Source organism: Streptomyces stelliscabiei (assembly GCF_014873495.1).
Taxonomy (GTDB): domain Bacteria; phylum Actinomycetota; class Actinomycetes; order Streptomycetales; family Streptomycetaceae; genus Streptomyces; species Streptomyces bottropensis.
Window position 1 is genome coordinate 317291 of the sequence record NZ_JADBGF010000001.1, and the last position, 25945, is coordinate 343235.

The 25945-nt window shown below is 69.5% G+C and carries 21 protein-coding genes and 2 pseudogenes; 8 read left to right on the forward strand and 15 right to left on the reverse strand.

The annotated features are described in order from the left end of the window. Window positions 1-73 precede the first annotated feature (73 nt). The 4 genes from H4687_RS01445 (at window position 74) to H4687_RS01460 (ending at window position 3242) form a co-directional block, all read left to right on the forward strand. Complete coding sequence (locus H4687_RS01445) at window positions 74-418, forward strand: STAS domain-containing protein (RefSeq protein WP_046773431.1); 345 nt, start codon at window positions 74-76, stop codon at window positions 416-418. A 173-nt stretch (window positions 419-591) separates the two neighbouring features. Then, window positions 592-1824, forward strand: a complete 1233-nt coding sequence (locus tag H4687_RS01450; protein WP_037723763.1) for a cation:proton antiporter — start codon at window positions 592-594, stop codon at window positions 1822-1824. 329 nt (window positions 1825-2153) lie between these two features. Continuing rightward, window positions 2154-2333 (forward strand): hypothetical protein, encoded by a 180-nt coding sequence (locus H4687_RS01455; protein ID WP_158952888.1) that lies wholly within the window; start codon window positions 2154-2156, stop codon window positions 2331-2333. A gap of 327 nt (window positions 2334-2660) precedes the next feature. After that, window positions 2661-3242 (forward strand): Rv1733c family protein, encoded by a 582-nt coding sequence (locus tag H4687_RS01460; RefSeq protein WP_037723780.1) that lies wholly within the window; start codon window positions 2661-2663, stop codon window positions 3240-3242. A gap of 68 nt (window positions 3243-3310) precedes the next feature. Here the strand turns inward: H4687_RS01460 and H4687_RS01465 are convergent, their stop codons facing one another. The 4 genes and pseudogenes from H4687_RS01465 to H4687_RS01480 form a co-directional block, all read right to left on the reverse strand. After that, window positions 3311-3667: a hypothetical protein gene (locus H4687_RS01465; RefSeq protein WP_037723761.1), complete on the reverse strand. Its 357-nt coding sequence runs from the start codon at window positions 3665-3667 to the stop codon at window positions 3311-3313. Window positions 3668-3810: 143 nt separating this feature from the next. Beyond that, window positions 3811-5244 carry a flotillin family protein gene (locus H4687_RS01470; protein WP_037723758.1) on the reverse strand — a complete coding sequence of 478 codons (1434 nt, stop codon included), beginning with the start codon at window positions 5242-5244 and terminating at the stop codon, window positions 3811-3813. A gap of 115 nt (window positions 5245-5359) precedes the next feature. Beyond that, the gene (locus H4687_RS01475) at window positions 5360-5875 is read right to left on the reverse strand and encodes a hypothetical protein (RefSeq protein ID WP_037723756.1); all 516 of its coding nucleotides are present in this window, start codon (window positions 5873-5875) and stop codon (window positions 5360-5362) included. 234 nt (window positions 5876-6109) lie between these two features. Continuing rightward, a pseudogene (locus tag H4687_RS01480) lies at window positions 6110-6744 on the reverse strand (NAD-binding protein); the annotation flags it as partial. 389 nt (window positions 6745-7133) lie between these two features. On the opposite strand from H4687_RS01480, the gene H4687_RS01485 reads away from it, so the two are divergent. Next, window positions 7134-8807 carry a PucR family transcriptional regulator gene (locus H4687_RS01485; RefSeq protein WP_037723778.1) on the forward strand — a complete coding sequence of 558 codons (1674 nt, stop codon included), beginning with the start codon at window positions 7134-7136 and terminating at the stop codon, window positions 8805-8807. 49 nt (window positions 8808-8856) lie between these two features. Here H4687_RS01485 and H4687_RS01490 read toward each other — a convergent pair whose 3' ends face one another. Genes H4687_RS01490 through H4687_RS01500 form a run of 3 tightly spaced genes read right to left on the reverse strand, consistent with a single transcriptional unit; the run spans window position 8857 to window position 11560 of the window. Beyond that, the gene (locus H4687_RS01490; protein WP_078907544.1) at window positions 8857-10323 is read right to left on the reverse strand and encodes an alanine/glycine:cation symporter family protein; all 1467 of its coding nucleotides are present in this window, start codon (window positions 10321-10323) and stop codon (window positions 8857-8859) included. A 14-nt stretch (window positions 10324-10337) separates the two neighbouring features. Further along, window positions 10338-11255: an IS3 family transposase gene (locus H4687_RS01495; RefSeq protein WP_046913450.1), complete on the reverse strand. Its 918-nt coding sequence runs from the start codon at window positions 11253-11255 to the stop codon at window positions 10338-10340. Next, entirely contained in the window at window positions 11252-11560 is a 309-nt protein-coding gene (locus tag H4687_RS01500) for a transposase (RefSeq protein ID WP_046913449.1), read from the reverse strand. Before H4687_RS01500 ends, H4687_RS01495 begins: the two co-directional genes overlap by 4 nt. Before the next feature lie 418 nt (window positions 11561-11978). On the opposite strand from H4687_RS01500, the gene H4687_RS01505 reads away from it, so the two are divergent. Next, window positions 11979-12188 carry a hypothetical protein gene (locus tag H4687_RS01505; RefSeq protein ID WP_050399410.1) on the forward strand — a complete coding sequence of 70 codons (210 nt, stop codon included), beginning with the start codon at window positions 11979-11981 and terminating at the stop codon, window positions 12186-12188. A 528-nt stretch (window positions 12189-12716) separates the two neighbouring features. Here the strand turns inward: H4687_RS01505 and H4687_RS01510 are convergent. The 4 genes from H4687_RS01510 to H4687_RS01525 form a co-directional block, all read right to left on the reverse strand. Then, entirely contained in the window at window positions 12717-13319 is a 603-nt protein-coding gene (locus H4687_RS01510; RefSeq protein ID WP_225966549.1) for a hypothetical protein, read from the reverse strand. 1 nt (window position 13320) lies between these two features. Then, window positions 13321-18225, reverse strand: coding sequence for a DNA repair ATPase (locus tag H4687_RS01515; protein WP_037723751.1), 4905 nt, complete (start codon window positions 18223-18225; stop codon window positions 13321-13323). 146 nt (window positions 18226-18371) lie between these two features. Further along, complete coding sequence (locus H4687_RS01520) at window positions 18372-20402, reverse strand: SPFH domain-containing protein (protein ID WP_046916280.1); 2031 nt, start codon at window positions 20400-20402, stop codon at window positions 18372-18374. A gap of 72 nt (window positions 20403-20474) precedes the next feature. After that, complete coding sequence (locus tag H4687_RS01525; RefSeq protein ID WP_192781640.1) at window positions 20475-20966, reverse strand: hypothetical protein; 492 nt, start codon at window positions 20964-20966, stop codon at window positions 20475-20477. 1177 nt (window positions 20967-22143) lie between these two features. Between H4687_RS01525 and H4687_RS01530 the strand changes: the two genes are divergently transcribed. Next, the gene (locus H4687_RS01530) at window positions 22144-22677 is read left to right on the forward strand and encodes a TerD family protein (protein ID WP_037723748.1); all 534 of its coding nucleotides are present in this window, start codon (window positions 22144-22146) and stop codon (window positions 22675-22677) included. Between the two features lie 81 nt (window positions 22678-22758). Here H4687_RS01530 and H4687_RS46050 read toward each other — a convergent pair. Next, a pseudogene (locus H4687_RS46050) lies at window positions 22759-22920 on the reverse strand (tyrosine-type recombinase/integrase); the annotation flags it as partial. 104 nt (window positions 22921-23024) lie between these two features. Here H4687_RS46050 and H4687_RS01535 point away from each other — a divergent pair. Beyond that, on the forward strand, window positions 23025-23861 hold the full coding sequence (locus tag H4687_RS01535) for a DUF2182 domain-containing protein (protein ID WP_037723747.1): 837 nt from the start codon (window positions 23025-23027) through the stop codon (window positions 23859-23861). A gap of 621 nt (window positions 23862-24482) precedes the next feature. Here H4687_RS01535 and H4687_RS01540 read toward each other — a convergent pair. The 3 genes from H4687_RS01540 to H4687_RS46055 all read right to left on the reverse strand — a co-directional run bounded on the left by H4687_RS01540 (window position 24483) and on the right by H4687_RS46055 (window position 25859). Next, window positions 24483-25139 (reverse strand): DUF1326 domain-containing protein, encoded by a 657-nt coding sequence (locus tag H4687_RS01540; protein WP_037723745.1) that lies wholly within the window; start codon window positions 25137-25139, stop codon window positions 24483-24485. A 251-nt stretch (window positions 25140-25390) separates the two neighbouring features. Continuing rightward, window positions 25391-25570: a hypothetical protein gene (locus H4687_RS01545; RefSeq protein ID WP_037723743.1), complete on the reverse strand. Its 180-nt coding sequence runs from the start codon at window positions 25568-25570 to the stop codon at window positions 25391-25393. A gap of 109 nt (window positions 25571-25679) precedes the next feature. Then, window positions 25680-25859 (reverse strand): hypothetical protein, encoded by a 180-nt coding sequence (locus H4687_RS46055; protein WP_225966550.1) that lies wholly within the window; start codon window positions 25857-25859, stop codon window positions 25680-25682. Between the last annotated feature and the right edge of the window lie 86 nt (window positions 25860-25945).

Here is a 25945-nt window from a genome sequence, read left to right on the forward strand (position 1 = left end):
GCCACGCGTACGCTGCCCCTAGGTGTGCCGGGAAGCCTGGTCGGCGGACATGTCCGCCTGCCCGGAGGCTCTGATGCACCTCTTCCGCTTCCGCCGCCGCCCAACGGCCGGTCCCGGACCGCGTGCCGGTCATGAGGTTGTCAGGCTGCACGGTGACCTTGACGCCCGCAGCTCGGGACGGACGGCCCGGCGCCTGTTGCGGCTGGTCGAAACAGGACCGGATGTCCTGGAGGTGGACCTGGCGGAGCTTCGGCACCTCAGCCCAGCCGGATGCGCGGCGCTCTTCACCGCACTGCGAGCCGCACGGGCCCGTGGAACGCGGCTGATCATCACCCATCCCAGTCACCAGGCTCGGGCGGTCATGCGGCAGATCGGCCTGACCTACGCGTTGACGCATAAGCAGGCGGGAACCGGGTGAGGCGCGTCCCGCTCGGCGCTCCATGCCGGATCGCGGCAATGCCGGACGGCCCAGAGTGCACGACAAGAGCCTGTCGGCACGGCGTAAGGAACGTGTAGGGTTCCCCGCGGTGTGCCGGGAAGTCTGGTCGGCGGTTCAGGGAGAACTCTCTTCGCCGATCGGGGGTCGCGAGCATGGTGCTCGTCATGGTTTTCGGGGTGGCACTGCTCATCGCGGTGCTGCTGTCAGGTCTCGCCGCCCGCACGGTGCTGTCGACATCGCTGTTGTTCCTGGTCGGCGGGGCGCTCGTCAGTGACGGGTTTCTGGGCCTGATCCACATCACGCCGGACAGCGAGATCGTGTCCGTGACAGCCGATCTGGCCCTGTTCGCGGTGCTGTTCACCGACGGCATGCACGTCTCCTTCCCCAAGCTGCGCGAGAACTGGCGCAATCCGGTCCGTGCGCTCGGGCTCGGCATGCCCCTGGCGTTCGTCGGCATGGCACTGATCACGCACTACCTGGTGGGCCTGGACTGGACGACCTCCTTCCTCGTCGGCGCGGTGCTCGCGCCCACCGACCCGGTGTTCGCCTCCGCGATCGTCGGGCGCAAGGAAGTCCCGGCGAAGCTGCGGCAGTTGCTGAACGTGGAGAGCGGCATCAACGACGGGCTCGCGCTGCCCGTCGTGCTGATCCTGATCGCCGCGGCCGGACCGACCTCCGGGCACGCCGAGGCATCCCTGGGCAAGATCGCCCTGGAGCTGGTCCTCGGGCTGGTCTTCGGCATCGTCCTGCCCTACATCGTCATCGAGCTCGTACGGTTCAGGCTGCTGGGTGCCGAGCCCAAGCTGCAGCCGCTGCTGCCACTGGCGATCGGCGTGACCCTGTACGCGGTCTGCCACCTCACGCACGCCAACCCCTACCTCGCCGCGTTCTCCGCCGGCGCTGTGCTCACCGCCCGGTCCCTGGAAGCGAAGGAGGCGTTCGAACCACTCGGCGAGGCGCTCGCCGAGCTGGCCAAGTTCGCGGCCCTGCTGGTCTTCGGCGCGCTGCTGACACCATCGCTGCTCGGGAACCTGTCCTTCGGCGGATACGTCGCCGTGATCTTCGCCATCGTGCTGATCCGCCCGGCCTCCCTGCTGCTCTCCCTGCTCGGCACGCGCTTCACCCGCCAGGAAAAGCTGGTCGCGGCCTGGTTCGGCCCGAAGGGCTTCGCGTCCGTGGTCTACGGGCTGCTCGTGCTGCAGGCCGGCATCCCGCAAGGCCAGGAAGCGTTCACCCTCATCGCCGTCTGCATCGCCTTCTCGATCATCGCGCACAGCTCCACCGACGTCCCGATCGCCCGCCTCTTCGACGTCGACGACCTCGCTGGAATCCCTGCCGGACACAAGGGCGACGACCAGCAGCCCGAGACCCGCGTGGTGGCCTGAAGCAGCGGGGGTACGTGGCCCGGCGCGGTCGGAAGCAGGTCGCCGGAGCTTGGCCGATCCCGCTCACCGGGCAGAGAGCAGGAGGGTCACCCTTGATGACCGGGTTCTCGGACGACGGCTCCCCTGACGGTCGATCGTTACGACTGAGCCGCGTCGCCGCCGTAGCTGCGAGCGGTCCGGTCGAGTTGGTCCTGACCGGCCCGTGCGGCCGTGTCATCGGCCGACTTCGTTTCCGTACCTGCCGGACGTGCCGCACCGGGCGCATCCTGGACCTCTGGATCTGCGACGCGTGGCAACGCCAAGGGCTGGGGCGAGAGCTCGTGTGTTTCGTGTTGGCCCAGTGTCGCGGCTACCGGTGGAACACCACCCTGCAGAGCCGCCCCGGGCGGGCGTTCTTCGCGGCGATGACCCGGGAAACCGCCGTGAGCCTGCACCACGGCAGCCCGTTGTGCCCCCATCTGATGGGCCGGTTCCGCCGGACCTGGCGCCGCCTGCTGCACGCCTGCTGACGGCTTCGCTCCGCAACGCCGGTCCTACCGGGCCCGTACCGGATCGCCCTACGGTGTCCGACCGGCTGCCAGCCGTGCTTGCTCACCAGGAGCTGCGGCCAGGGCTTGGGCGAATTTTCGACAGAAACCGGCATTCGAACCGTGGGGAACACTGCCGGGTTCCGGCAGTGCGGCCACCGCGGCTGTGCGCGCAAGATAAATGTGGGGAGCCTGGTCGCGGTCCCGGTGCCCTGCATCGTCTTGGCCTGCGGCACGGAGACCAAGGCCGTTTTTCCCCTGCAGCATGCTGGAAGCGAGCTGCCGGTACTCACGAAGGGGTGTCGGCCGATGGCAACGGCACCGTGTGCCAAGGTTCGATGCTGGCGGTGGCGGCGAAACCCGCTACGGCGGCTCAGCGACGTCATCGAAGCCTGGATCATCCTCGCTGGATGGGTGATGGCTCTGGTGGGCGGCCTGTACGCGGGGCTTGCAGCGGCAGACGCGATCGAGCGGTCCGCCGACCGGCAGCGGACGGAGCGCCGCGAGGTGTCGGCCGTACTCGCGGAAGACGCCAAGGGCAAGGTGCCCGCCAGGGCGACCGGCGATCCCCGAGTGTGGGCGACGGTCCGCTGGACCGCGCCGGACGGTTCGACACGTACTGGTGAGGCCAGGGTGTCGGCCACGAGTCCTGCCGGCGACCGGGTCACGGTCTGGATCGACAAGAGCGGTCACCTCACCGCCCCGCCCCTGACCGACGGGCAGGCGCGATCCCATGGGGCCGCCGGAGGGTTGCTGGTCGCCACAGGTGTGGGTGGCATCGCCCTGGCCGCTGTCCGCGTGGCGCGCTTCCACTTGAATCAGCGGCGTATGGAACAGTGGGCCGTGGAGTGGGAGCGGGTCGACACGCGGTGGGGGAGGAAAACCGGCTGACCAGATCAGTCAGCCAGTGATAGCGAGCGGGGCACCGGGGTCGGCCCCGCCAATCGGTCGGCCAGTCATCACGACCGCCCGCTGATGCCCTCAGCCTGGTCGACCACCTGTGCTCGCACGGCCCGCCGGTAGAACCACTCGCCCAGCCGCGATCCGGCCACCAGCCCTCCCGCGAAGACGAGGATTCCGCCCTGCACCACGGAAGCGAGAAAACCGGCGTCCGCGGAGTCCAGGTCGCTCCACCGCAGCAACGGGCCCGTCAGCCCGCCGAGCCAGATCACCAGCAGTGCGACACCCCGGACGCGGATACTCCAAGGGCTCGTACGGCTACGGACTCGCTTGGGTGCCCAGCCCCGCAGCGAGGCGACGGCCAGGGGGAGGGCGAATGCCGACCAGCCGATCAGCCAGAGCCACAGAAACATCACGCGTACCTCCCGTACGGAAAGCCGTCCCGGCGGCGAAGAACCTGCACCCTTGCTCCGGTGCGATTCAAGACAGCTGCAGCGCCTTCTCGCACAAGCCCGAGCGGTTGCAGGACCGCCCGGGCTTTCTCTCTTCGATGTCGGCGTCAGCCGGTGATCTCGACCTTCCCGTTGGTCTCAGCGGGCGCCGTCGGCGCGGGCCGCGCGCCGCCGGCCCGCCCGGTGATGCCCTTCAGCAGCTCAGCGAGGTCGACTCCGGTGGTGGAACCGAGCAGTTCGAGGCCCTGGGCCACGTTGTCGGCGACCGTACGGGACAGCTGGCTGGCGCCGTCGGTGGAGATCACCGTCATCTTGTCGATCGCGCTGAGCGGCTCGGACGCCTTGGCGACCACCTGCGGCAGTACCTCCACCAGCATCTGCAGCACGGCCGCGTCGCCGTACTGGGCGAACGCGTCGGCCTTCTTCTGCATCGCGTCGGCCTCGGCAGCCCCCTTCGCACCGATGGCGGCGGCCTCCGCCTCACCCTCGATGCGTACTGCCGCGGCGAGCGCGGCGCGCTGCGCCTTCTCGCCCTCACCGGTCAGCCTGGATCGCTCGGCGGTCGCCTCGGCCTCCTTGACCAGCGCGATGCGGCGGGCCTCGGCCTCCTGCTCGGCCTGGTAGCGGGCGGCGTCGGCGGGCTTGCGGACCTTGGTGTCCAGCTCGCGGTCGGTCAACGCGGCCTGGCGTTCGGCGACCTTCTCCTGCTCGCTGAGCACCTCCTGCTGACGGGCAGCCTCGGCCAGCGGGCCGGCGGCGGCCGCACGGGCTGCGGCCTCGTCGGTCTCGGCCTTGATCTCGGCCTGCTTCAGCGCAAAAGTCCGCTGGGCGATCGCTATTTCCTCCTCGGCCTTCAGCCGGGCCTGCTCGGCCGCACGCCGGGCGACGGCCTCGGCGATGTCGGCCTCCTGCTTGGCGCGGGCGGCCTCGGGGCGGCCGAGGTCCTCCAGGTAGGAGCCCTCGGTGGTGATGTCCTGGATCTGGAAGGCGTCCAGCACCAGGCCCTGCCCGGACAGGCTCGCCTCGGCCTCCTCGGCGACCTGACCGGCGAACACGGCGCGGTCGCGGATGATGTCCTCCACCGACATCCGGCCGACTATGGCCCGCAGGGCACCGGAGAGCACCTCCTGGGTGAAGCCGACGATGCCGTCCTGCTGCATCAAGAACCGCTGCGCGGCGGCCCAGATCGAGTCCTCGGTACCGCCGACCTTGACGATGGCGACACCCTCCAGGTGCGCCTTCACACCCCGCAGCGTGACCGCGCCGCGCACCGCGACCGGGATGTGCCGGGACGACAGGTCGAGGGTGAATTTCTGCTGCACGAACGGAACGACGAACACACCGCCGCCGACCACGACCTTCTGCCCGCTGTTGTCGGTGAACACCCGCCCGGTCTCCGGGTCAGTGGCCTGCTTGCCGCGCCGCCCGGTGACGATGAACGCCTCGCTGGGGCCCGCCACCTTGTAGCGGGTGACCACGACGAGGCCGAGCAGGACAAGGAGTACGACGACTCCTATCACGGCGATGACTACTGGACTCATGGTGTTTTCCCCTCAGCCCTCCCAGGGGACGGCAGATCGATGTGGGTCGTGTGGATGCAAGAGCGTCGATGTATCCGCTGTTTCGGCGCCCGATGTGCGACGGGGTGGGGGTGGGTCAGCGTTCGACCGGGCGGACGGAAACCGCCGTCTGCGACAGCGCCTCCTCCACCCAGATCTCGGCGCCTCGCGCAACCGGGGCCGGACTCTTCGCCGCGAGCTTCACCGGTTGCCCGGCCAGGTGGACCAGCACCTCGCCGTAGCCGCCGGCCGGAATGGCCGTCACCACCGAGCCCGCGGCGCCGATCAGGTCGTCGTCGCGCGGGGCGGCACCGGCCCGGTCGTTCAACAGCGCGCGGCTGAAGCGGTAGGCGAGCCAGCCCGTGGCGGCCCCGGCGGGCACTCCGATCACGGTGGCACCGACCGCGCCGAGCCCGGTGGTACCCATGACGATCGCACCGGAGAAGCCGAGCATGGACACAAAACCGGCGATGACCGGGAGCGACAGCCAGCCGTCGAAGAGGCCGTCCAGCGCATCGACGCCGTCGAAGAGGCCCTCAAGGACACCGTCGAAAACGAGAGACAAGACGAGGAGTACGACCCCTGTTATGCCGAGACCCAGAAACCAGGTCATCTGCAATTCACCGCCTCTCCCCCACTGCCACCGCGCCGATGACCGCATGCTCACATAGAGGCGATGCCAAAACACTGCATGGTTCCGGCAATCTTTACGCTCCCTTGGTGCCGGTCTCTGCACAGCTTCCGTGCAGCTCGCACTTGATCCGGCCAGCCGGACAGCGCATGGAGAAGGTCTGCGGTGTGGCAGGGCCCGCCGGTTTCTACGGTGCGGCGGGATCGGCCGGGGCGGATGGTGGCCGAGGAGTTCGGCGAGACCCTGCCGGGTGGTGGCCGGCACGACCCGGTCCTCGGGCCGCAGGACATATCCGGGTTGTGGTTCCCAGACCAGCCCGGCAGGCCGGTCGTCACCGTCGGCCGGATGTGCCGCGGCAAGGTCGGGGCGCCGGTCGGCAGGAGCGGCGGCACCCAGGGCCAGGACGCACCAGGCCCCGTGGCGGAAGGCTTCGGCACCGTGCGGCCCTCCAACTGGGGATGCCCTGCGACGACGAGGGCGGCGAACAACAGCACCTTGCGTTCGACAGGGATGGCTCCGAGGATCTGGCGGCCCATCATCGCACCAGCGAAGGCAGGGGCTGCGAGACTGGAGACACTGCGGCTGCGGGTGAGAGCGTGGGGATGGGTGGCCCGCACGGTGCGGTAGACGGCGGTGGCGAAGTCGTCGTACAGCCGCAGCGCGACACGCAGACGGACTTGCTTGACGGAGCGGGCGTACAGGGTGGCTTCGAGGTTGATGGTGTCGGAGCTGGTCAGGGCGAGCAGAGCGTGCGCGCGGTGAATCTCGGCGGACTCCAGGACGCCTTCCTCGGTGACGTCTCCGATGACGGTGGGGATGCGCAGCCGGCGGGCAAGCGGGATGCCGCGCGCCCCTTGTCCGCGACCCGCACGAACGGAGCGGTCCACAAGCACGGCGGGGGCCTGTGCGATGCGGACGCCGCCGGATAGAGTGCAAAGAACGCGTCATGGAGGCGCGGGGTGTGCCGGGAAGTCTGGTCGGCGTCCAGGGGCCGTGTGCCCAAAACGCCGATGCCCCGGAGGTCTGCCCCGATGGCCGCTACCCGCCGTGACCGCTCCCCTTCCCTCGGACTGCTGACCTGGCCGGAGCGACCGGACGTCAGTCGGGCCCTGCACACCGTGACGGTCGGCGGACTGGCGCGGCTCGCCGCGGGGCCCTTCTGTGGGCGAACACCCGACCATCACAGGCTTTGTTCGCACTCTCCCCTTGCTGAGCTTTCGGTTTGAGTCGGGTGATGACCGTGGGGCAGACAGGCAGAACCGGCGGCGCAGACATGCGGCAGCTCCTGCTGACACTCGGCGAACCGGTGATCGGTGTGGTCGCCGCCCCCGCCGGGCTCGATGTCAGCATCGAGAACGTGGTGATCGTGGATCCCGACGACGAGCCGGCGCCCTGCCCTGGAGCACTCGTACTGATCATCGGCCTCCGTGGCCGCAGAGCACTCCGCCTCATCCGCACCGCGGCGCGCCAGGGCGCTGCCGCGGTGGCTGTCAAGATCGACCACACCGATGATCTGGACGACTTCAAGCGGGTCGCCGCCGAGACCGGCGTCGCCGCGCTCGGTGTGCGTCCTGAGGTTCGCTGGGGACAACTCGACTCCGTGGCCAGAGGCGTTGTCGACGACGCGCGGGTGGCGACGGTGCCGGACCCCGGCCAGTCGACGGAGCTGTTCGCCTTGGCCGAGACGGTGGCGGCTCTCACCGACGGCATCGTCAGCATCGAGGACAGCACCAACCGCGTGCTGGCCTACTCCCGGTCGGACGACGAAGTGGACAAGCTGCGCCGACGGTCGATCCTGGGCTGGCAGGGCCCCGCCGAATACCTCGACCTGCTGCGGCAGTGGGGCGTTCTCGAACGGCTGCGCGCCGGTGACGACGTGGTGCACATCGACGAGCACCCGCAACGGGGAATCAGGAGGCGGCTGGCGATCGGCATCCGTGTCGACTCACAGCTTCTCGGGTCGATCTGGGTACAAGAAGGCCGGCACAAGCTGGCGGACAAGGCCGACACCGCGTTGATCGGCGCTGCCCGGGCAGCAGCGCTGCATCTCGTCCGTCGGCGTACGGGTACGACCACCGACCTTCAACTGGAGCAGAATCTGCTGAGCCGGATGCTCGACGGCCACATCGACCCCCGCACCTTCGCCGACGACATCGGTGCCGACCTGACAAAGCCGGCGGTGGTCACGGCGTTCACACTGAACGGGCGGCTGCCCGGCACCGATGGCGGCGCGGAGGCCGAGGCCGGTTCCGACCGTCCGAGGTTCGAACTGCGCAGGTCGATGATGACCGGTCTGATCTCCGTCCACGCCGCCGCGTACCGGCGCCGGGCGCTGGTCACGGACGGCTCCCCCCGCTTCTACATGCTGCTGCCAGGGCTGCCGGAACATTCCGCCGAGAGCATCGCGCTCGGTCTGGCCGGTGACATCGTGCGGGCGGCCCATCAGCGCCTGAATCTCGACGTCCGCGCGGCCGTCGGTTCCGCGGTCGGCGGCCTGGACTCGATCGCCGAGTCGAGAGCCGAGGCCGACTGCGTCCTCGACATCCTGACCTCGGGCGGAGATCGGAATGTGGCCACCATTGCCGACGTCCGCTCGGAAGTCCTGGTCAGACAGACTCTGTCGCTGCTCGAGAAGAACCCGCACCTGAGGGACCCCCGGATCAGCTGCCTCGTCGCGTACGACGCGGAGCACGGCACCGACCTCGTGCCGGCCGTGCTCTCCTATCTCGGCGCACAGGGCAACGTGCGCGCGGCGGCCCGGTCCCTTCACATCCATACGAACACCCTGCGCTACCGCCTGAGGCGGGCGAACACGATCAGTGGAATCGATCTCGCCGATCCGCACCAGGGCCTGTTCTCCCACCTCCAGTTGCTCCTGGAGTCCGGATCGGTGCCCGCGGCGCACGGGCACTGATCCGGGCCCCCGCGGCTCACCGCCGCTCGACGACCCCGCTACCCCGGTGTCACACGGTCTCGTCCGCCGCGGCAGGTTCCGTGGCGTCGCCCCGGGAGTGCAGCGACTGCCGGAATCGTGCCAGCTCCCTCTTGACCACGGGGGCGAGCAGATAGAGGCCGATGATGTTGATCAGTGCGAGCAGGAAGAGTACGGCGTCGGTGAACGCGAGCACGCTGCCGAAGGACAGCACCGCACCGATCACGATGAACGCACAGAAGATCAGCTGGAAGATGCGTTCGCTGACCTTGCTCCTGCCGAAGAGGTGGGTCCACGCCTTCTGGCCGTAGTAGGCCCAGGTGATCATGGTGGAGACGGCGAAGAGCACCACCGCCACGGTGAGGACGTGCGGGAACCACGGGAGTACCGTCTCGAAGGCTTCGGAGGTGACCGTGACGCCGTCCACGGCCGTACCGTTGGCCGCGTACTCCGCCTTCGTGTCGTTCCAGTACCCGGTGTCCGCGATGACGATGGTCAGCGCGGTCATCGTGCAGATGACCACCGTGTCGATGAACGGCTCGAACAGGGCGACGAGCCCCTCGGTGGCCGGGTACTTCGTCTTCACGGCGGAGTGAGCGATGGGTGCCGACCCCAGACCCGCCTCGTTGGAGAACGCGGCACGGGTGAAGCCGACGATCAGCGCACCGATGACACCGCCGACCACCCCTTCGCCGGTGAAGGCGCCCGAGAAGATCTCACCGAACGCCGCCGGAACCGACGTGATGTTGAACAGGATGACGATCAGGCAGGCCACGACGTAGATGATGGCCATGGAAGGGACCAGGCGGCTGGTCACCCTGCCGATCGACTTTATTCCGCCGACGATCACGGCGCCGACGACGACAGCGAGCACAACGCCCATGATCAGTGCCGATCCGTCGCCGGCGAGCGGGCCGTCGTCGCCTCCAGCGCTGTTACGGATCTGGCTGACGGTCTGGTTGGCCTGGAACATGTTGCCGCCACCGAGGCCGAAGAACAGGATCATGACCGCGGCGAGCCCGGCGAGGATCTTGCCGGTGACCGCACCGGCGGCTCCAGGGATCCTCTCCGCAACTCCCTTGCGCAGGTACTGCATGGGGCCGCCGGACACGGAGCCGTCGGGGTGGTAGTCGCGGTAGCGGACACCGAGCGTGCACTCGGTGAATTTGGAGGCCATACCGAGCAGGCCGCAGAGCACCATCCAGAAGGTCGCGCCCGCGCCGCCGATGGTGACCGCAACGCCCACGCCGGCGATGTTGCCCAGGCCAACCGTTCCGGACACGGCAGAGGTCAGCGCCTGGAAGTGAGTGATCTCCCCCGGGTCCTCGGGCTTGCTGTGCCTGCCGCGCAGAACCTGCAGGGCCAGTTTGAGCCCACGCACCTGGATGAAACCGAAGTAGAGAGTGAAGACCAGACCCGCGAGGACAAGCCACGCCACGATCCAGGGGAAATCGGTCCCGAAGACCGTCACTTCCGCGAAGTGAGGTTCCCCCGTCATGCAGGAGGTGCTGATCAGCTGGTCAGGAGGGGGTGATGGGTGTTCAGATTCGTTGGTTCGGCCGTCGCCTGCTCGGCGTAGTGCTTCTCCTCGAACTCGATCGGGCTGAGGAAGCCGAGCCGTTCCTGGATGCGGCGGGAGTTATAGAAGCCGTCGATGTATTCGAAGAGCGCGAGGTTGGCCTCGGCCCTCGTCGTGAAGGTGCGGCCGCGGATGCATTCGGTTTTGATCAGCATCCAGAGGTTCTCCGCGAGGGCGTTGTCGTACGAGTCCCCGACGGACCCCATGGATGCTTCAACTCCCACTCGCAGCAGCCGAGTTGTGAGCTTGATGGATGTGTACTGACAGCCGTGGTCGGCGTGATGGATGAGCTTGCCGGGCTCGACCTCGCGGGACGCGAGCGCGTACTCCAGGGTGGTCAGGACCAGGTCGGCGTCCGCGCGGGCAGAGGTCTCCCACGCGACCACCCGGCGGGAGAAGGCGTCCCGGATCGCCGAGAGCCACAACGGTCCCTCGCCGGTGGAGATCATCGTCAGGTCGGTGACCCACAGCCGGTTCGGCGCCGGTGCGGTGAAGTTCCGGTTGACCAGGTCCGGGGCGAGCGTGGCCTTGGGATCGCGGCGCGTGAAGCCCTTGCGCCGCGGGCTGACGCCTGCGATGTCGGCCTCGCGCATCAGCCGCTCGACCCGCTTGCGGCCCACGCGCGTGCCCTCGCGTCTGAGGACGGCGTGCACGCGCGGCGAGCCGTAATTGCCGCCGGACTCCGCGTGGATCTCCTTGATCCGCTCGGTCAGCTCGACGTCCCGGCGCCGCCGTTCGCACGGCTCCTTCTCCGCGAGGCGCCAGCGGTAGTAGGTGGAGGAGGCGATGTGCAGTTCCCGCAGAACGCACTCGACTCCCAGGCGGGGATGCTCGTCGAGGAGCGCCGTCACCTGGGCCGGGTCGGGTCGAGCTGCGCCGCGAAAAAAGCCGAGGCCGTCCGCAGCACGTCGTTGGCCCGCTTGAGCTGGGCGTTCTCCTTGCGCAGGGCTACGAGCTCGGCCCGCTCGTCGGTGGTGAGCCGGTCGTCGCGCTCGCCGGCATCGGCCTCGGCCTGCCGGATCCAGCCGCGCAGGGCCTCGGGATGCACACCGAGATCGACGGCCAGCTTCTTGATCTGCGGCTTCGGGTCGGAGGCCCGGTACATCCGCACCGCACGCTCACGCAACTCCAGCGAGTACTTTCTGGGGGCGGCCATGGTCGATGTTCCTCTCATGAGAACCATCTGACCCTCTGTCAACACACTCCGCATCTCGGGGGAACCTCAAAGACGAAATCGCCCAGTCCCGTGGCCACCGGGTCGAAGAACGAGTTGATGTTGCTCTCGATCGTTCCCAGAAGGCCCTCTTCAGCTTCCTGGGCCTGGAACCGGACACTCGCGAGTGCAGGCTCCAGCTCTTCCATCCGAACCATGGCGATCCCTTTCTCCAGCCCGGAGACACCGACGCTGGCAAGCCCCGGACCCGGGGCTTCACATGTCCGGAAACCGTAGGGTGCGCCGAAGGGCGGGGTCCCGGTGCGATTGGCCAAAGATTCAGCCAGTGATTGGTCAATCGGTCCGTCCGCGCCTGCCGTCGTGCGGATTCCGCACGACGGCAGGCGCGGACGAGCTCTCTTTGGGAAGTGCCGCACCGGCGACGAGAGGTCCCGACGACTGCCGGGCCACCAGCGTCATCAGCGCAGGCCCGGAACCGGAGGCGGCGTCGCCGACCGTGGTGCTGGTGCCCGGCATCAACATGAACGGCATCGTCCACCGGCACATCGCCCAGGCTCTGGCATCGCAGTGGCCCACGGTCGTTCTCGACGTGCCGGGGCGCCCGGCCTGAGCGTGGACGTCCGTCCGCGCCGCGGACGGTCGGCTTGGTACGGGCAGTGGCTCTCCTAGGCGTTGGAGCAGTCGGTGCCGTGCGAGATCCTGGCCATGGGGCACTCACTCGGGGAAGCCATCGTCCTCGCCTCCGCATCGGCGCGGATCGTCGGACGTGTCCTGTTGTCCAACGCTGGTCTGTCCGCCTGCCGGATTGCGAAGGTGCCGCCCCGACTACGCGGTTGAAGACCCCCCTGTCACGACCGTCGTCGACGAGAAGCACGCCGACCGGCTCTGCGAGGCGTCGGTGTCGGTGTCGGTGACTGCTTTTCCAGCAGGGCGGAACCGCCCCAATCGTCGACCCCGCCGACACCGCGCTGCAGGTTGCCGCGCTGATGGCCCGGGTGCGCAACCCACTGGTGGCGGTCGCTGCGAAGGGCAAGGCCGGGACGCATCTGACCGGCCTGATCAAGGCCTCGCACCTGCTGCGCGAGCTCGTGGGCGCGGCGGGGCCTTGAGCCCCGCTTGGCGCACCGGGCAGGTGCGGTCAGCCGATCCCGCCCAGCTCCACCAGCGCAGTGACGTACCCGCAGATGCCCAGTACCAGGACAAGGAACGCGAGAACCGTGTGCACGGCGATCCGCCCGGGCCGATCTCCGTCAAGATCAGCGCGGGCCGCTCGGCTCACCCGTGGGGGCGGCAGGCTCCCGTCTCCCGGCCGCCGATCCAGTGCCCTGCGCAGCGCGCGCTTTCTGGCGTCGGTGGTGATGCCGAGCCACACACCGTCGGCGTCACGGACTAGGAGGGTCCGGTAGACGGACCCGTACGAGAAGGACGTCAGTAGCCGAACGCGGGTGAGGCGGGCCAGGTCGACGGAGCGTATGCCGGTCAGGGTCCGTGCGGTGATCCTGCGCATCGAGTGGCGGGCCGGCATGGACTCCTCGACCAGCATTCCGTGCAGCACGAAGGCGAGTGTGCCGGTCACCAACCCGAGGAGCGCCCCCGCCTCGCGCGCCCCGGGCAGGACGCCGACTGCGAAGGGGAGCACGAGCAGCGCCCCGAGCAGGCACATGCCCGTGCGGGCCCGACGGCGGACCTTGCCCACGTCGGGCAGATCCGCAGGCAGGGGCGCCGTACGGGCGCACCCCATCTCACTCCTCCCCGGGGACGGCAGCCGGGCGGGCCGCGTGCCGGGCGGCCAGGTTCGCCATGAGATGGCGTGGGTCAGCGGCACGGTTGATCGCTGTCTCCACGGCCGCGACCCGGTCGGCGAGCAGACCGAGGGCGGCAATCGCTCGGATGAGAGGATCGTTCCCAGGGCCGCCGAGGGTCTGGGTGCGCATGTACGCCGCCTTCAGCTCGGCCCGGCGCACAGCCCGTTCGGGCGACTGCGTGCCACGCAGCTCGCCCAGTTTCAGCAGGTTGGCCTCGGCGCCGGTGGTCAGGGTCTGGGCCTCGGCCCGGTAGTGGTCGTCGATCAGTGCCGCCAACTCGGCGTCGTTCATCACCGGCTGGATGCGCTGGGCGATCTTGTTCATGTTGCGGTAGGAGCCCTGGAGCTGGAAGGGCGGTTCGGTCCGGGTGGCGTCGGACTGGGCCGCCGAGGCGATGTAGGCGGCGTTCACCGCCAGAACCGTCTCGCGGGCCGCGAGCAGGTGCCGCAGGACGGCCAGGATCCGCTCCAACTCGGCCGGGGCATACGGGTGGATCAGCCGGTCGGCGCGGGCTGCCGAGTCGCCCTCCGCGAGACGGATCAGTAGATCGAGATCGGTGCGGTCGCGGCCGGCGAGCGGCGCGAGGACCGGGTTGGCGATCAGCGTGTTCTCGATGAAGCTGAGCGCGAAGGCGTCCCCCTTCCCGGTCAGGACGTCGCCCAGGTTCCACACGTCGGCGCGGTTGGCAAGCATGTCGGGGACGCGGAAGCGGGTGCCGGACTCGGTGTAGGGGTTGCCCGCCATGCAGACCGCGAAGCGCTTGCCGCGCAGGTCGTACGTGCGTGGCTCGCCGTCCCGTACGCCCTCGATGCGGCGCGTGGCGTCGCACAGCGGGATGAACTTCTGCAGCAGCTCGGGCGAGGTGTGCTGGATGTCGTCCAGGTACAGGAGGGTGTTGTTGCCCGCCTCCAGCGCGAAGTTGATCTTCTCGACCTCCTGGCGGGCGGTCGCGTTCGGGGCCTCGGCCGGGTCGAGCGAGGTCGCCGCATGGCCGAGCGCGGGGCCGTTGACCTTCACCAGGATGAGGCCGAGGCGGTCGGCGACGTACTCCATGAGCGTCGTCTTGCCGTAGCCGGGCGGGGAGATGAGCAGCAGCAGACCGCCGGTGTCGGTGCGCTTGGACTCGCCCGTGGTGCCGAGCTGCTTGGCGAGGCTGTCGCCGATCAGCGGCAGGTACACCTCGTCGATGAGCCTGCTTCGTACGAACGCGGACATCACCCGCGGCCGGTACTCGTCCAGGCGGATGCGCGATCGTTCAGCGGCCACCAGTGCCGTGCGGCGGCGCTGGTAGGCGCGGTGTGCGGGGACTTCGTGGGTCCGGAACGCCTTTGTGCGGGCAAGGAGTTCGTCGACGCGGACGGTGAGGGTGCGGTCGTGGATGCGCGGGTGGGTGCCGAGCAGTCCCTCGACGGTCTCGGTCAGGGTGGCGGCGGACTCGTAGCGGTCGAGCTCCGGGCAGAGCTCGGCGGTCACCGCCTCGGCCAGGTCGCCGGGGGCGATGTCCGTGCCGGTGGCCGCGGTGTACGTCGTCAGCCACGCCTCGACCAGCTGCTTGCGGGCAGCCAGGTCACCGAGTGCGGCAAGGTCGTCGTCGTAGGGCGACGTGCCCACCGTACGGCGGAACTTGTCGAGCAGCGTGCGGGCGCCGGCGCTGACGACGAAGCCGTCGGGGCCGCTCGACAGCTCCTCGAAGAGGTAGGCGGCCGCCGCTTCCGTGCCGATCGCCTCCGCCATCTCGGCCCGCAGGTCGGCGATCGCCGGCCCGAGCCCGAACATGTCCCGGGCACGCGCCAGCGAGACCGCACGCCGGGTCCAGCTCTCGCGCTCCTCGGCTGTCGTGCCGTGCGCCCAGAACAGCTGGGCGGCGGCGCGGGCCGCGGGCTCGTGGCGGAGCGGGCCGGCGTCCTCATGCAGGCGCAGAAGCGCGGCGAGGATCAGGCTCGCGTCGTGGTCGTGGACGCCGCGCTCGTATCCCTCGTCGTACGCCGCCTCCGCCGCCTGCCGGACCAGGAGGGGAAGGTCGGCCTCCGCGAGCGCGGCCGGGCCGTGTTCGTCGAGCAGTCGGGCGGCGAGGTGTTCGGAGCGGTAGACCTCGGGCGACTCGGAGGGCAGAGGGCGGTCCCAGTACGGGCGCGTCGCGGCGAAGGCGGGGTCGGTGACCGGGGAGCGGTAGTCGGTGCCGGTGATCGCGAAGGCCAGGCCGTCGCCGTGCGGGACGAGGGTGAGGTCGAGCGGCTGGGTGTTCACGGCGAAGCGGTGGGTGCCCAGGCGGATCGTGCGGCCGTCGTCGGCGTACAGGTCGGTGCGGTCGCGCAGGGCGCGCAACGCTTCTTGGCGGGCCGACTTCAGGCGGCCGTCCAGTTCCTCCGCCTTGACCTGGTCGCCGAGTTCGCGCAGCTCGGCGGCGATGCGGCGGACTTTGACGGGCATCGGGTCGGAGGTGAAGTACGTGGCGATGGCGTCCGCGTCGGGGAGCGTGGCGGCGCGGCGGGTGACCGTCTGCAGGACGCGGATCGCGGAGTCGGCCAGGCGTTCGGCGCGGCGGGCGCGGGCATCGGCGAGGGTCTGTTTGCGGGCGGAGAACGCCTCGTGGACCTCGTCGCGCTTGTCCGCCAGCTCGCCTAGGAAGTCGTCGAACTCTGCGAACCGGGACTCCAGGTTCTCCACCTGCACCAGCATGCGGGCGAGTTGCTCATCGCACGCCTCGGGGCTGTCGGCGGCCGCGAGCGCACCGATGACGGCCTGGCCGAGCAGCGCGAACTCGGCGGCGAACTCGGCCCGCCCCTCCCGGTCGAGGAGCGCGCGGCGGCGGCCGTCGAGGGTGGCGCGGGCGCGGTTGGCGCCACCGAGGACCTCGGAGATCCGCTCCAGGATGGAGGTGCGGGCGGTGGCGTCGCCGATGTCGAGTCCGGCGACGACCTCGGTCACCGTGCGCAGTCCGTCGGCGAGTTGGTCGAGGCGGGCGGCGACGGGCGCGGCCTCGGCGACGGTGGTGATCGCCTCGGCGTCGGCGACGAGCTGCTCGATGTCGGCCTGGTGGCCGGCGAAGGCGTCCTCGCGGGCGAGGTGGGCGACGGCCCGCTGACCGAACGAGGTGAGGTCTGCCTCGGCGTCGGCGGCGAGGTGGTCGATGCGGGCGGTGTCCGCGTACCGCATGTCCTTGAGGGTGAGCAGGTGGCCCTGGGCGTGCCGCAGTTCGGTCAGGCCAGTCACCCAGGCGGCGGCGCTGCGCGGGGCTTCGCCGCGCAGGCGTCGTACGACTTGGGCGACGCGTGTGGCGGCTTCGGCGAGCGCGTCGGCAGCCTGCCGGGTGAGCGCCTGTACGGTCTCGAACTCGGCCAGCACCTGTTCGGCAGCGGCCCGGATCTGCGTGAGCGGCGTGTGCAGGTCTCCGAGTTCGGGCTCGCTCAGCCAGTGGTAGGAGTCGGTGGCCCGCACGCACGCGGCGGCCAGTGCCTCGTAGACCCCGCTCGTCGGGGTCGTCTCGGTGACAGCGCGCGTGATGGACAGGCAGTCGGAGATGCCGCGTACGAGGTCGGCGTTGCCGACGCGAGCGAGGGGGCCGGTGCCGACGGGCTGGGCGGCGGCATGGGTGTCGGAGACGTACGGGGAGTTCCAGAGCTGGAGCAGATGGACACGCTGCGGTTCGTCGCTGTCGGCACGCAGCACCATCAAAGTGCCGTCGTCGAACAGCGCCCAGCCGTGGCAGGACAGCGGTGTGGCGACCTCCTTGCGGATCACGTTGTACGGCAGCAGCAGGCTGCGGCCCTCCACGCGCGCGTGGAAGGCGAACAGCACGTCCTCGCCGTTCGGGGAGCGGACCGCGCGCTCGAACTCCAGGTCCGCCATGTCCGAGGAGGCGGCGATGCCGTCGAAGGTCTTGTACGTCCCGGTGGCGAGGCAGTATCCGCCGGGGAAGACGATCCCCTGGTCCTCGGGCAGTGTCCGGCAGGCCCGGCCGATGCCGTCGAGGCGGACGACGCTCTTGGTGAGCGTGTTGAAGACCAGGTAGCGGTGGACGTCCTCCTTGTACGGCAGGACGTCCAGCAGGATGAGAGCGCCCACACGCGCGTACGTGATGTCGGCGTCGGCGAGGGACTGCAGCGGCTCGGCGACCGGCTCGGCGTAGATCCCCTCGCACGTCTCGGTGTTGTCCTCGACCTTGACCGTGAGGGAGCCGCCGACGGTCTCCACGAAGACCTCGCCCTCGATGGAGACATGCGGGTGGCGGCCCAGAACGTGGTGCTCACGGGTCGTCCGTGTCCAGGCGAAGTCGTGAGAGGGAGGGAATACGTTGTGGTGCTCGCCGCGCTCGCCCCGCGCGTCCAGGAAGGATGCCCGTCCGTCGTCGGTCACCGCCCAGCGCAGGACGCGGATGTCGCCGGCCTTCTCCCCTGTCTGGAAGACGGCGAGCAACTTGCCGTTGATGCGGCGGAGTTGCAGGAGGTGGGCCTGGCGGTAGTAGCGGTAGAGGGCGGCGAACTCGCGGACGAAGGCGGGGTCGTCGAGCAGGCCCGGCACGGCTTCCTCGGGCAGCCGGTTCAAGGCGCGGTCGTACAGCGCGAAGACATCGCCCACCGCCGTCTCCGGTTTGAGGCCGAGGAAGACGTTGTGGCCGAACAGCAGCGTGTCGCCGACGGCGACGATGTCGCGGGGTACGCAGTTGTGCTCGGTGCGCAGCCGCTCGGTACTCGTCAGCTCCAGCACGGTGGAGCCGAACTCCTCGGTCCGGCGGGTGTTGAGCGCCTCGGCGCGCCGGGCGAGCTCCGCAGCCTGCGCGGTGAGCCGGTCGCGCAGCACCTCGTACGTGCCGGTGTCCAGACCGCTGGTCCCGGTGGTCATGGGGTCCCTCTCGGATGGTCGGAGAGAAGTCGAAAGAAACGTGGTCCGGAGCCGCCGTCCCCTGTGCGGCAGCTCCGGACCACGGGCCGGGGGGGCTTCGCGGCGCGGATGGGGTCCTGGCGTGCCTGGAGCCGCAGCGGCGCGGGTCAGGCCCTGACGCTGCCGTTGAGCGCGGTAAGCGAGGTGTCGGCGAGGCCCAGCTCACCGGCCTTGTCCAGGAGCTGCTGGAACTGTCCCGCGTTCGCGCCGCCGTTGTTCATGAGCTTCACCAGCAGGGCGGAGACGGTCAGGTCCCGCACGTCGGCCGTGGACACCGAGCCCAGGACGCGGCTGAGGTCGTCGGTGAAGCTGGAGGTGCCGTCCAGCCAGGGCTTCGCCAGCGCCTGGGCGGTCTTGGAGTTCTGGACGAAGCCGTCGACGCCCTTGCCGAGCGCGATCGAGGACACCAGCCGGTCGAGGACCGACTCTCCTCCGACAATGCTGATGTCGGCGTTCTCCAGCCCGGTGGCCAGCACCGTGGCCTGCGCCTCGGCGACCTGCCGCTGCACGTCCAGCCCGGCCAGCCGTACGTCCTTCTCGGCCGCAAGGCGCAGCCGGAACTCCTCGTGGCCACGGGACGCCTCGTCCAGCGCGGCCATCGCCGCCGCCTTCTCCGTCAGCCCGGCCGCCTCCGCCTTCAGCTTCTCGCCGATGGCCTCCGCCTCCGCGAGCGCCTGCGCGCGGGCACCTTCCGCCTCGGCCCGCATGCGCGCCTCGGTCGCCTCGGCCTCCGCGCGGCCGGCCTTCTCGATGACCTCGGCCTCCTTGCCGCGGACCTGGACGGCGGCCAGCCCCTCTGCGGCGGCCTCCGCCTGCACGCCCTCGGCGAGGCGCAGCTTGGCCCGCGCGTCGAGGTCGGCCGTCTTCAACCGGGCCTCGGCCAGGGTCAGTTCCTCGGCGGCGCGGTGGGTGGCGGCCTGCTCGGCGGCCTCCGCGGCCTTGATGTCCTTGACCAGCTTCTCCTGCGCCTCGGCCTCGGCCGCGATGATCACGGTCTGTCGCTGCCGCTCCGCCTCCTCCACGGCCCGCAGCTTCTTGATGGCCTCCTCCTGCTCGGCGACGGTACGGTCCACCGCGACCCGCTCGCGGATGACCTCGGCGATCTCCCGCTTCTCCGCCTCGACCTCCTTCGACGCCGCGATCTGCGTCAGCTGGGTCTCCCGCTCCCGGGCGATGACTTCGAGCTGCCGGTCCTTCTCGATGCGCTCGTTCTCGACGGCGATGACCCGCTCGCGGTTCTTCGCGGCGACGGCGACCTCGCGGGCCTGGTTCTCCCGCTGGATCCCGAGCTGCTCCTCGGTCTTCAGGAACGCGCCCTGCGCCCGCAGCCGCTCCTCCTCCACCACCCGCGCCGTCTCGGCCTCTTCCCTCGCCCGTACGGTGTCGATCTCCCGCCGCTGCTTGATCTCCGCGTCGGCCTGCCGGCGCTCCAGCTCCAGGATCGCCTCGCGGGCGTCGACGTTCTGCCGGGTGATCTCCTTCTCCTCGGTGCGCTGGGCCTCGTTGGTGCGTACGTGTTCCACGGCTGTCAGCTCGGTGATCTTCCGGATGCCCTGGGCGTCGAGCACGTTGGCCGGGTCGAGCTGGGTCAGCGGCGTCTGCTCCAGGTAGTCGATCGCCGCGTCCTCCAGGTGGTAGCCGTTGAGGTCGACACCGATGACCTCGATGATCCGGTACCGCAGCTCCTCACGCTTGGTGTAGAGGTCGGTGAAGTCCAGCTGCTTGCCGACAGTCTTCAGCGCCTCTGAGAACTTCGCGTGGAACAGTTCCTGCAGCGTGTTGCGGTCGCTGGCCCGTGCCGTGCCGACGGCCTGGGCGACCTTGACGACGTCCTCGACGGTCTTGTTGACCTTGACGAAGAACGAGATCCGGATGTCCGCGCGGATGTTGTCCCGGCAGATCAGCCCTTCCTTGCCGGCTCGCGTGATCTCGATGGTCTTCACCGAGATGTCCATCACCTCGGCCTTGTGCAGCACCGGCAGCACGACCTGTCCGGTGAAGGTCACGTCGACCTTGCGCATCTTGGAGACGATCAGTGCCTTGCCCTGCTCCACTTTGCGGAACAAATGGGCGACGACAAGTACAAGGAGCAGGCAGACGGCGACGAGCACGCCGATGCCCACGATCATGGCGACCATGGCATACGTCCTTCAGGCGTAAGGGAGTTGAGCGCGAGGAAGAGAGGCCGGAGGATCCGGCGGCGGCGCGGCTCAGGCAGCGCGGTCCCGCGGACGGAGCGCGGCGTCGTGCGGCACGCCCTCGTGGGGATGTCCGCCGCGGGTGTGCGGCAGTGTGGCGGCATCGCCCGTGCGAGCCTCGCTCGGCACGGACGACCCGGGTTCGTCCGGGAAGAGGCGGTGCAGCGGCCGTACGATCAGACAGGTCGCGGCCCAGGCGACGAAGAGCGCCCCCACGGATGCGACCAGGCGCAGCATCCCGGCGACCGGTGCCGGGAGCGCGAACACGGCAAGCAGAACCGCCGCTCCGACGCTCAGGGACCAGGCGAGCACCGTCAGCAGCGAGAAGGCGACCGTCACAGGCACGCCGCCCATGCGCCATGCCCACAGATCCACGTCCGTGTCGAAGCTGTCGACGCGGGCGACACCCACGGCGGCAAGGAGCCAGAAGCAGACGACCACGATGAGGGCAGTGGTCAGCAGGATCGTGGGCAGGCCCGTGGCCGCCGCCAAAATTGTCCGCATCTCCCGGTCCCCCTCCGTTCGTCTCCGCCCGCGGCGCGCATGAGTCGCCTCCGACGGTGCACGGTCGTTCCGGATCTCGGTGCCGGACACCTGCCGGTGTCCGGCACCGAATCCATCCGCCGTGCTCCCCACGAGCCATGCTGCACGATCCGATCCCGGCCGCGCATTGCCGGTTCCCGGCAGTGTTCATGAGGGCCTGCATGCCGGTGGCTGCTAAGAAGCCGTCACCGGCGTGTCAAGGATGCGGGGGAGACGACGTGACGGACCGGGAACTTTCGAGCAGTATCTGGACGGTTACGCCGAGATCCTTGCCACGGCGTCGGCCACCGGGCGACACCGCTCCGGAACGAGATAGCCTCCCGCCACACCCTGGGCGGACCGCCCAGGCCAGCCATGGGCTGCGCGCCCTCGTCAGCGTGCACCTGACCGCTGCCCCCGGCCTGGCAGGTAGGCCCGACGCCGCCGGGTCGCGCTCGCCGCCGTGCAGCAGGCCATCGATGCCTTCGCCAAGGGAGACGAACGCGCCCAACTTCTCGCCGTACCCAGGGAAGGGGCTGTCCGCCGCGAGTTCGTCGACGGCCTCCTCTACGGCCGCAGCGGCCTCGGCCACTCCTCGGCACCCTCACCGCGTACTTCGACTCCGACTGCATCTTCGCGGAGGCCGCCCGACGCCTCACCCCCAGCGTGCGCCTTGGCCTACCGTCTGGAACGCTTCCACGACACTCACCGGCGCCAACCCCGCCCACCACTACATGCTCAAGTCCGCGGTCATCGGCGCTCGGCTGGTTGACTGGCCAGCCAACGGGCTATGCCACCCGCCTCCGCCCCGGCAGTCGGGGGCCCGACGGCGCCTACGCCGACAGCCAAGCAGCCAAGACGCTTGTGTCCTCGCAGTTCGACGGTGAGTCGGAGCTCCTGCTGTCCACGTCATGTTGACAGCAGGAGCCGAATCGGCGGGCGATCCTGCAACGGCGACCTGGAATTGGCCCCGCCAACCTGAGCCGACAGCGCCCGCGACGACGACACCCATCGCCACGTTGCCTGGCCTGCCCGCCATTGCCCCGGCCGTACACCGAAGGAACCTGCCGTACATGGCTTCAACAGGCTGGCCGAGAGACATACTTGACCATGCGGGGCCCATCCCGTGACGGCCTGACATGGGAGAGGCAGCAATCCGGTGAGCAGCGACAGCCAGGGCGTGAGAAAGGCCGAGGTGCGGCTCAAGTGGGACCCCAGTCCCTGGAATCAGCCACCTCACCATCTCGACATCATCGCCACGACCTACTCGGCGGATGCTCCCCACGGACGGCCGGTGTACGTCGTCCACTCCGACAGCCGCTCACCGGACGGCACCATCAACATGAGCCGGCACAGCCAGACCGGCCAGGGCTTCGGCTACGTCGAAGTGATGACCCTCGAACTCGATCGCCTCGCTTCCTCCTTCGCACGGGTCGTCGTGGGCGTGGCGATCCACCAGAACAGCGGCCCCAAGACCTTCGGTGATCTATCGAACGCCGGAGTGCTGGTTGTCGAGGGGTACACGGAACTGCTGAAGGATGACTTCGCGCAGGTCTCCGAATCCACCGCGGCAACGGTTGCGGAGTTCACCCGGCACGCCTCCGGAGTGTGGGAGTTCCACGAGACGGTCCGCGGGTTCGACAGCGACCCCGTGGGCTTCACCGCCGAGATGGGCAGCACCCCACAGCCCTGACCGCGGACCAGTGCAGAGATGTACAGCCGACCGCAGTCGTCCTCCGCTCGTCCCGGCGCTACTCGTCCGACTCGGTGGCTGGTCGTAGGCTCTCAGGAGCCCTTCGATGCGCTGGTTGTTGCTGGACTGCCGGCCGTAGAGGCACTTCGCGTACCGGGACAGCAGAGCCTCGACGCTGTTACCTGCCCGATGGGCGACCTCAGCCGGGTCGGCCCCCGCGCACAGCCATGTGGACAGGGCCTCGGATTGTTGTCGCGTCGGCCTGTGTGCTCGGTCAGGGGGTATGTGAGGTCGCACTACCCCGGGAATGGTGCTGTCCTGGAACCAAGCCGCAGGAGTACATGCCGATGCGTCACAGCCGGACTTCCGCGTTCGCATCCGCCCGGTCGCCCGCGCCGACCGGAGCGGGCGGCGGTCTGCTGCCGAAGCGGGACCTCGCGGCCGCCTGGTTCCTGGTCGTCCTGATCGCGGCGCCCGCCTGGGCGCTTACAGTCGGGCAGGCCCGGGAGATGGGGGTCGAGCCCGGCACGATGGGGATGGCGCTGCCGCTGTTCCTGCTGCTGTGGGTCACGATGATGGCGGCGATGATGCTGCCGTCCATGGCGCCGGTGGCCATCACATGGGTGCGCGGGATCGGCCGGCAGTCCTCCGGCTGGACGCGGACCGTACGTACAGTCGAGTTCGCGGGCGGGTATCTGCTGGTCTGGACCACCTTCGGACTACTCGCCTACGCGGCCCTGGCCCTCACCGGCAACCTGGTCGACGACCATCCGACCGCCGGACGCTGGATCGGCGCGGCGGCTTTCTTGCTCGCGGGCCTGTACCAGCTCGGCCCCCTCAAGCACGTCTGCCTACGGCACTGTCGCGACCCCATGAGCCACCTGGTGCGCTACGCCGGTTTCCGGCAGCCGGCCCGCGACCTGCGAGTGGGCGTCCATCACGGCGCCTACTGTGTCGGCTGCTGCGCGGGACTGATGGTCGTCCTCGTTCCGCTCGGTGTGATGAACGTGGCGGCCATGGCCGGACTGGCCGTGGTGATCTTCGTCGAGAAGCTGTGGTCCCGTGGCCCGCTGCTCGCCCGGGTGGTGGGTGTTGCGTTTCTCGTGCTGGCCGCGCTCGCGCCGTTCCAGGACGGGCTGCTGCCCGGACTTCAGGGGTCGATGCCGACAATGGGCGGCATGTGACCTACCTGGCGCCCGAAGACGTGTCGTACACGTCATTGTCACGAGCAGGACAGCGATCGGTGCCACGAATCGTGGTGCCTCGCCGACGCTCATGTGTGTGATCGCTCAGACCCGCCGCTGGCGACCTCTTTTCGGTCTCCTCACTGCCGAACACCTACGTGGCCGAACACGTACGTGGCCGAACACGTACGTGGCGATCTCACCGTACGACGCCTCGCAGCTCAGCTCGAAGGCGCTGGACCGGCCGACGGCCGTACCGACTTCGGATTCGGGCGAATCCGAACATGGGCGCTCTTGATCCTCATCGAGCCGCCGTCGGGTCGGTGAGCGGCCGGCAAGCGAGTACCGTCCCACCCTCGTCAGCAAGGCCAGCACCCATCCGACCGCAGGTGCCGGATGTCGCCCACGACATGACTGGTCCCCCTTCTCCGACGGGGACGCCGGTCGAGTTCGCCGTCGGAGGGTGGGACTGAATGCCCGACAATGCCGATGCCACGATTTTGCCCGCATGATCTGGCGTCGCCGGTGGCCGATCACGCTGCGGACAATGGGGGGCTCACTGAGCAGGCACGCGCGCTCCTCGGGTAACGGGTCCCCTCCGCACTCGGGCCCAGTCGGAATCTAGTCGGGACCGCTCCAGTCGAACGGGAAGTGTTTGCTCGACTTCCCCGTGCGTTCCCAGGAGAAGCCGAATGCGTCGACGCGGTCGGCGGTGGCCCGTCCCCAGGTGGCGACCTGGCCGGGCCCGACCTCGGCGCCTGGGGCGTTGTGGACCTGGACGCGTGCGCCATCCGGCGTCGTCGGACCCGTGAGCGCCTCGGCGGTGGCCGTGACCTTGCCGGGAACCTCGGCCCGCCAGGTGGCGAGATCCTCGTCTATCTCGACGTGGACGGGGGCGACGTCCATGCCGCGCATCTCGGGGTGGAACATCGCCCCGAACTGCGCAGGCCATCCGCCAGCCTCACCGCCGAAGATGGCCCCGAGTGCACCGCGCTGCCGCTCGTCGGCCCGTTCGTCAAGGAAAATCGCGGCGTACGGGTCGGTGTGGGTGCCGGCCCAGGGGTTACCGGTGAAGGAGCCGAGCATCAGGACGTTGAGATCGTCGAGCCGCACGTCGCCGAAGCCGCCTTCCCGGATGTGCCAGACCAGCACCCCTTCGCAGTCGCCGTAGGTCGGGGGCTGTGCAAACGTACAGGGGCACGGTATGGCGCACTTGCACACATCGAACCAATCACCGGCCAGGCGCCAACGTGTACCGGTGCTGACTTGCTCTGTCATCTCGCTTCCCTCCTGCCGGGCCGGAAGGAGCCACTCGGAGTGGCGGAGCCGCTGTGCCGAGCCTTGTCCCAGGACGGCCAGGCGGTCTCTCTTCCAGCTTGCACCTCACAGCCCCGGCAGAAAAGCCTGCTCATGGCTGTTCTGTTGTCCACCGAGGCCTGCGGCGTGGTCATGGGTGCATGGCCGGGGGTCCGCGTCAGGGGTGCCGTGCTGGGGCCGTTGGCCCTGGTGAACCGTTGAAACCTCAGGCGTCACCGGAACCAGTCGCCGACCTCGCCGACCACGACCAGGAACGAGGACGAAGCAGCACACTGCCGGAGCATGGCTGGCCGGTCGAGCACCGTGCCCACGAGCCACAGGACGACGGCGATCATTTTCCACCAAAGGGTGAGCGACAGGGCGACGCGGCGCAGGCGCCGCCGACCGGTCACGGGGTGGCCTCTTCGACTCGGCACAGGGTAAGACCCGTGTACGCGCAGTCTGCTGCGGCGATACCCGCGGTTGCCGTGGCCACCAGAGTGATCACAGGCGGCGCCTCGGTCAGGCGGAGGACGGCGTTGAGGGGGCCGCAGCGTAGAGCGCGAGCAGAGCCAAACCGCACGAGCCCATGGGCGCGAGCCGGTGCCACAGCCGGTGGGGTATCGGGCCGCTGACCATGGCCAGTCCGGCCGGAAGCACGGTGAGGGAGAAGGAGACAAGGCCGGTCCAGTGCCGGATCATGGCGGGGAGGACCCCTGTTGCGTGCGGGTGCGTCTGAGTCGGTAGGTGGCGCCCGGGAAAGCGACGCGGTCGGCGCTGAGCGGCCG

What these genes read in the sequence shown, in the direction of transcription:
- H4687_RS01460 (WP_037723780.1), top strand. Translation starts at nt 2,661, where the DNA reads ATGGCAACGGCACCGTGTGCCAAGGTTCGATGCTGGCGGTGGCGGCGA.
- H4687_RS01540 (WP_037723745.1), bottom strand. Translation starts at nt 25,139, where the DNA reads ATGACAGAGCAAGTCAGCACCGGTACACGTTGGCGCCTGGCCGGTGAT.
- H4687_RS01475 (WP_037723756.1), bottom strand. Translation starts at nt 5,875, where the DNA reads ATGACCTGGTTTCTGGGTCTCGGCATAACAGGGGTCGTACTCCTCGTC.
- H4687_RS01490 (WP_078907544.1), bottom strand. Translation starts at nt 10,323, where the DNA reads ATGACGGGGGAACCTCACTTCGCGGAAGTGACGGTCTTCGGGACCGAT.
- H4687_RS01470 (WP_037723758.1), bottom strand. Translation starts at nt 5,244, where the DNA reads ATGAGTCCAGTAGTCATCGCCGTGATAGGAGTCGTCGTACTCCTTGTC.
- H4687_RS01510 (WP_225966549.1), bottom strand. Translation starts at nt 13,319, where the DNA reads ATGGGGTGCGCCCGTACGGCGCCCCTGCCTGCGGATCTGCCCGACGTG.
- H4687_RS01525 (WP_192781640.1), bottom strand. Translation starts at nt 20,966, where the DNA reads ATGCGGACAATTTTGGCGGCGGCCACGGGCCTGCCCACGATCCTGCTG.
- H4687_RS01500 (WP_046913449.1), bottom strand. Translation starts at nt 11,560, where the DNA reads ATGGCCGCCCCCAGAAAGTACTCGCTGGAGTTGCGTGAGCGTGCGGTG.
- H4687_RS46055 (WP_225966550.1), bottom strand. Translation starts at nt 25,859, where the DNA reads ATGATCCGGCACTGGACCGGCCTTGTCTCCTTCTCCCTCACCGTGCTT.
- H4687_RS01515 (WP_037723751.1), bottom strand. Translation starts at nt 18,225, where the DNA reads ATGACCACCGGGACCAGCGGTCTGGACACCGGCACGTACGAGGTGCTG.
- H4687_RS01520 (WP_046916280.1), bottom strand. Translation starts at nt 20,402, where the DNA reads ATGGTCGCCATGATCGTGGGCATCGGCGTGCTCGTCGCCGTCTGCCTG.
- H4687_RS01450 (WP_037723763.1), top strand. Translation starts at nt 592, where the DNA reads ATGGTGCTCGTCATGGTTTTCGGGGTGGCACTGCTCATCGCGGTGCTG.
- H4687_RS01535 (WP_037723747.1), top strand. Translation starts at nt 23,025, where the DNA reads ATGCGTCACAGCCGGACTTCCGCGTTCGCATCCGCCCGGTCGCCCGCG.
- H4687_RS01445 (WP_046773431.1), top strand. Translation starts at nt 74, where the DNA reads ATGCACCTCTTCCGCTTCCGCCGCCGCCCAACGGCCGGTCCCGGACCG.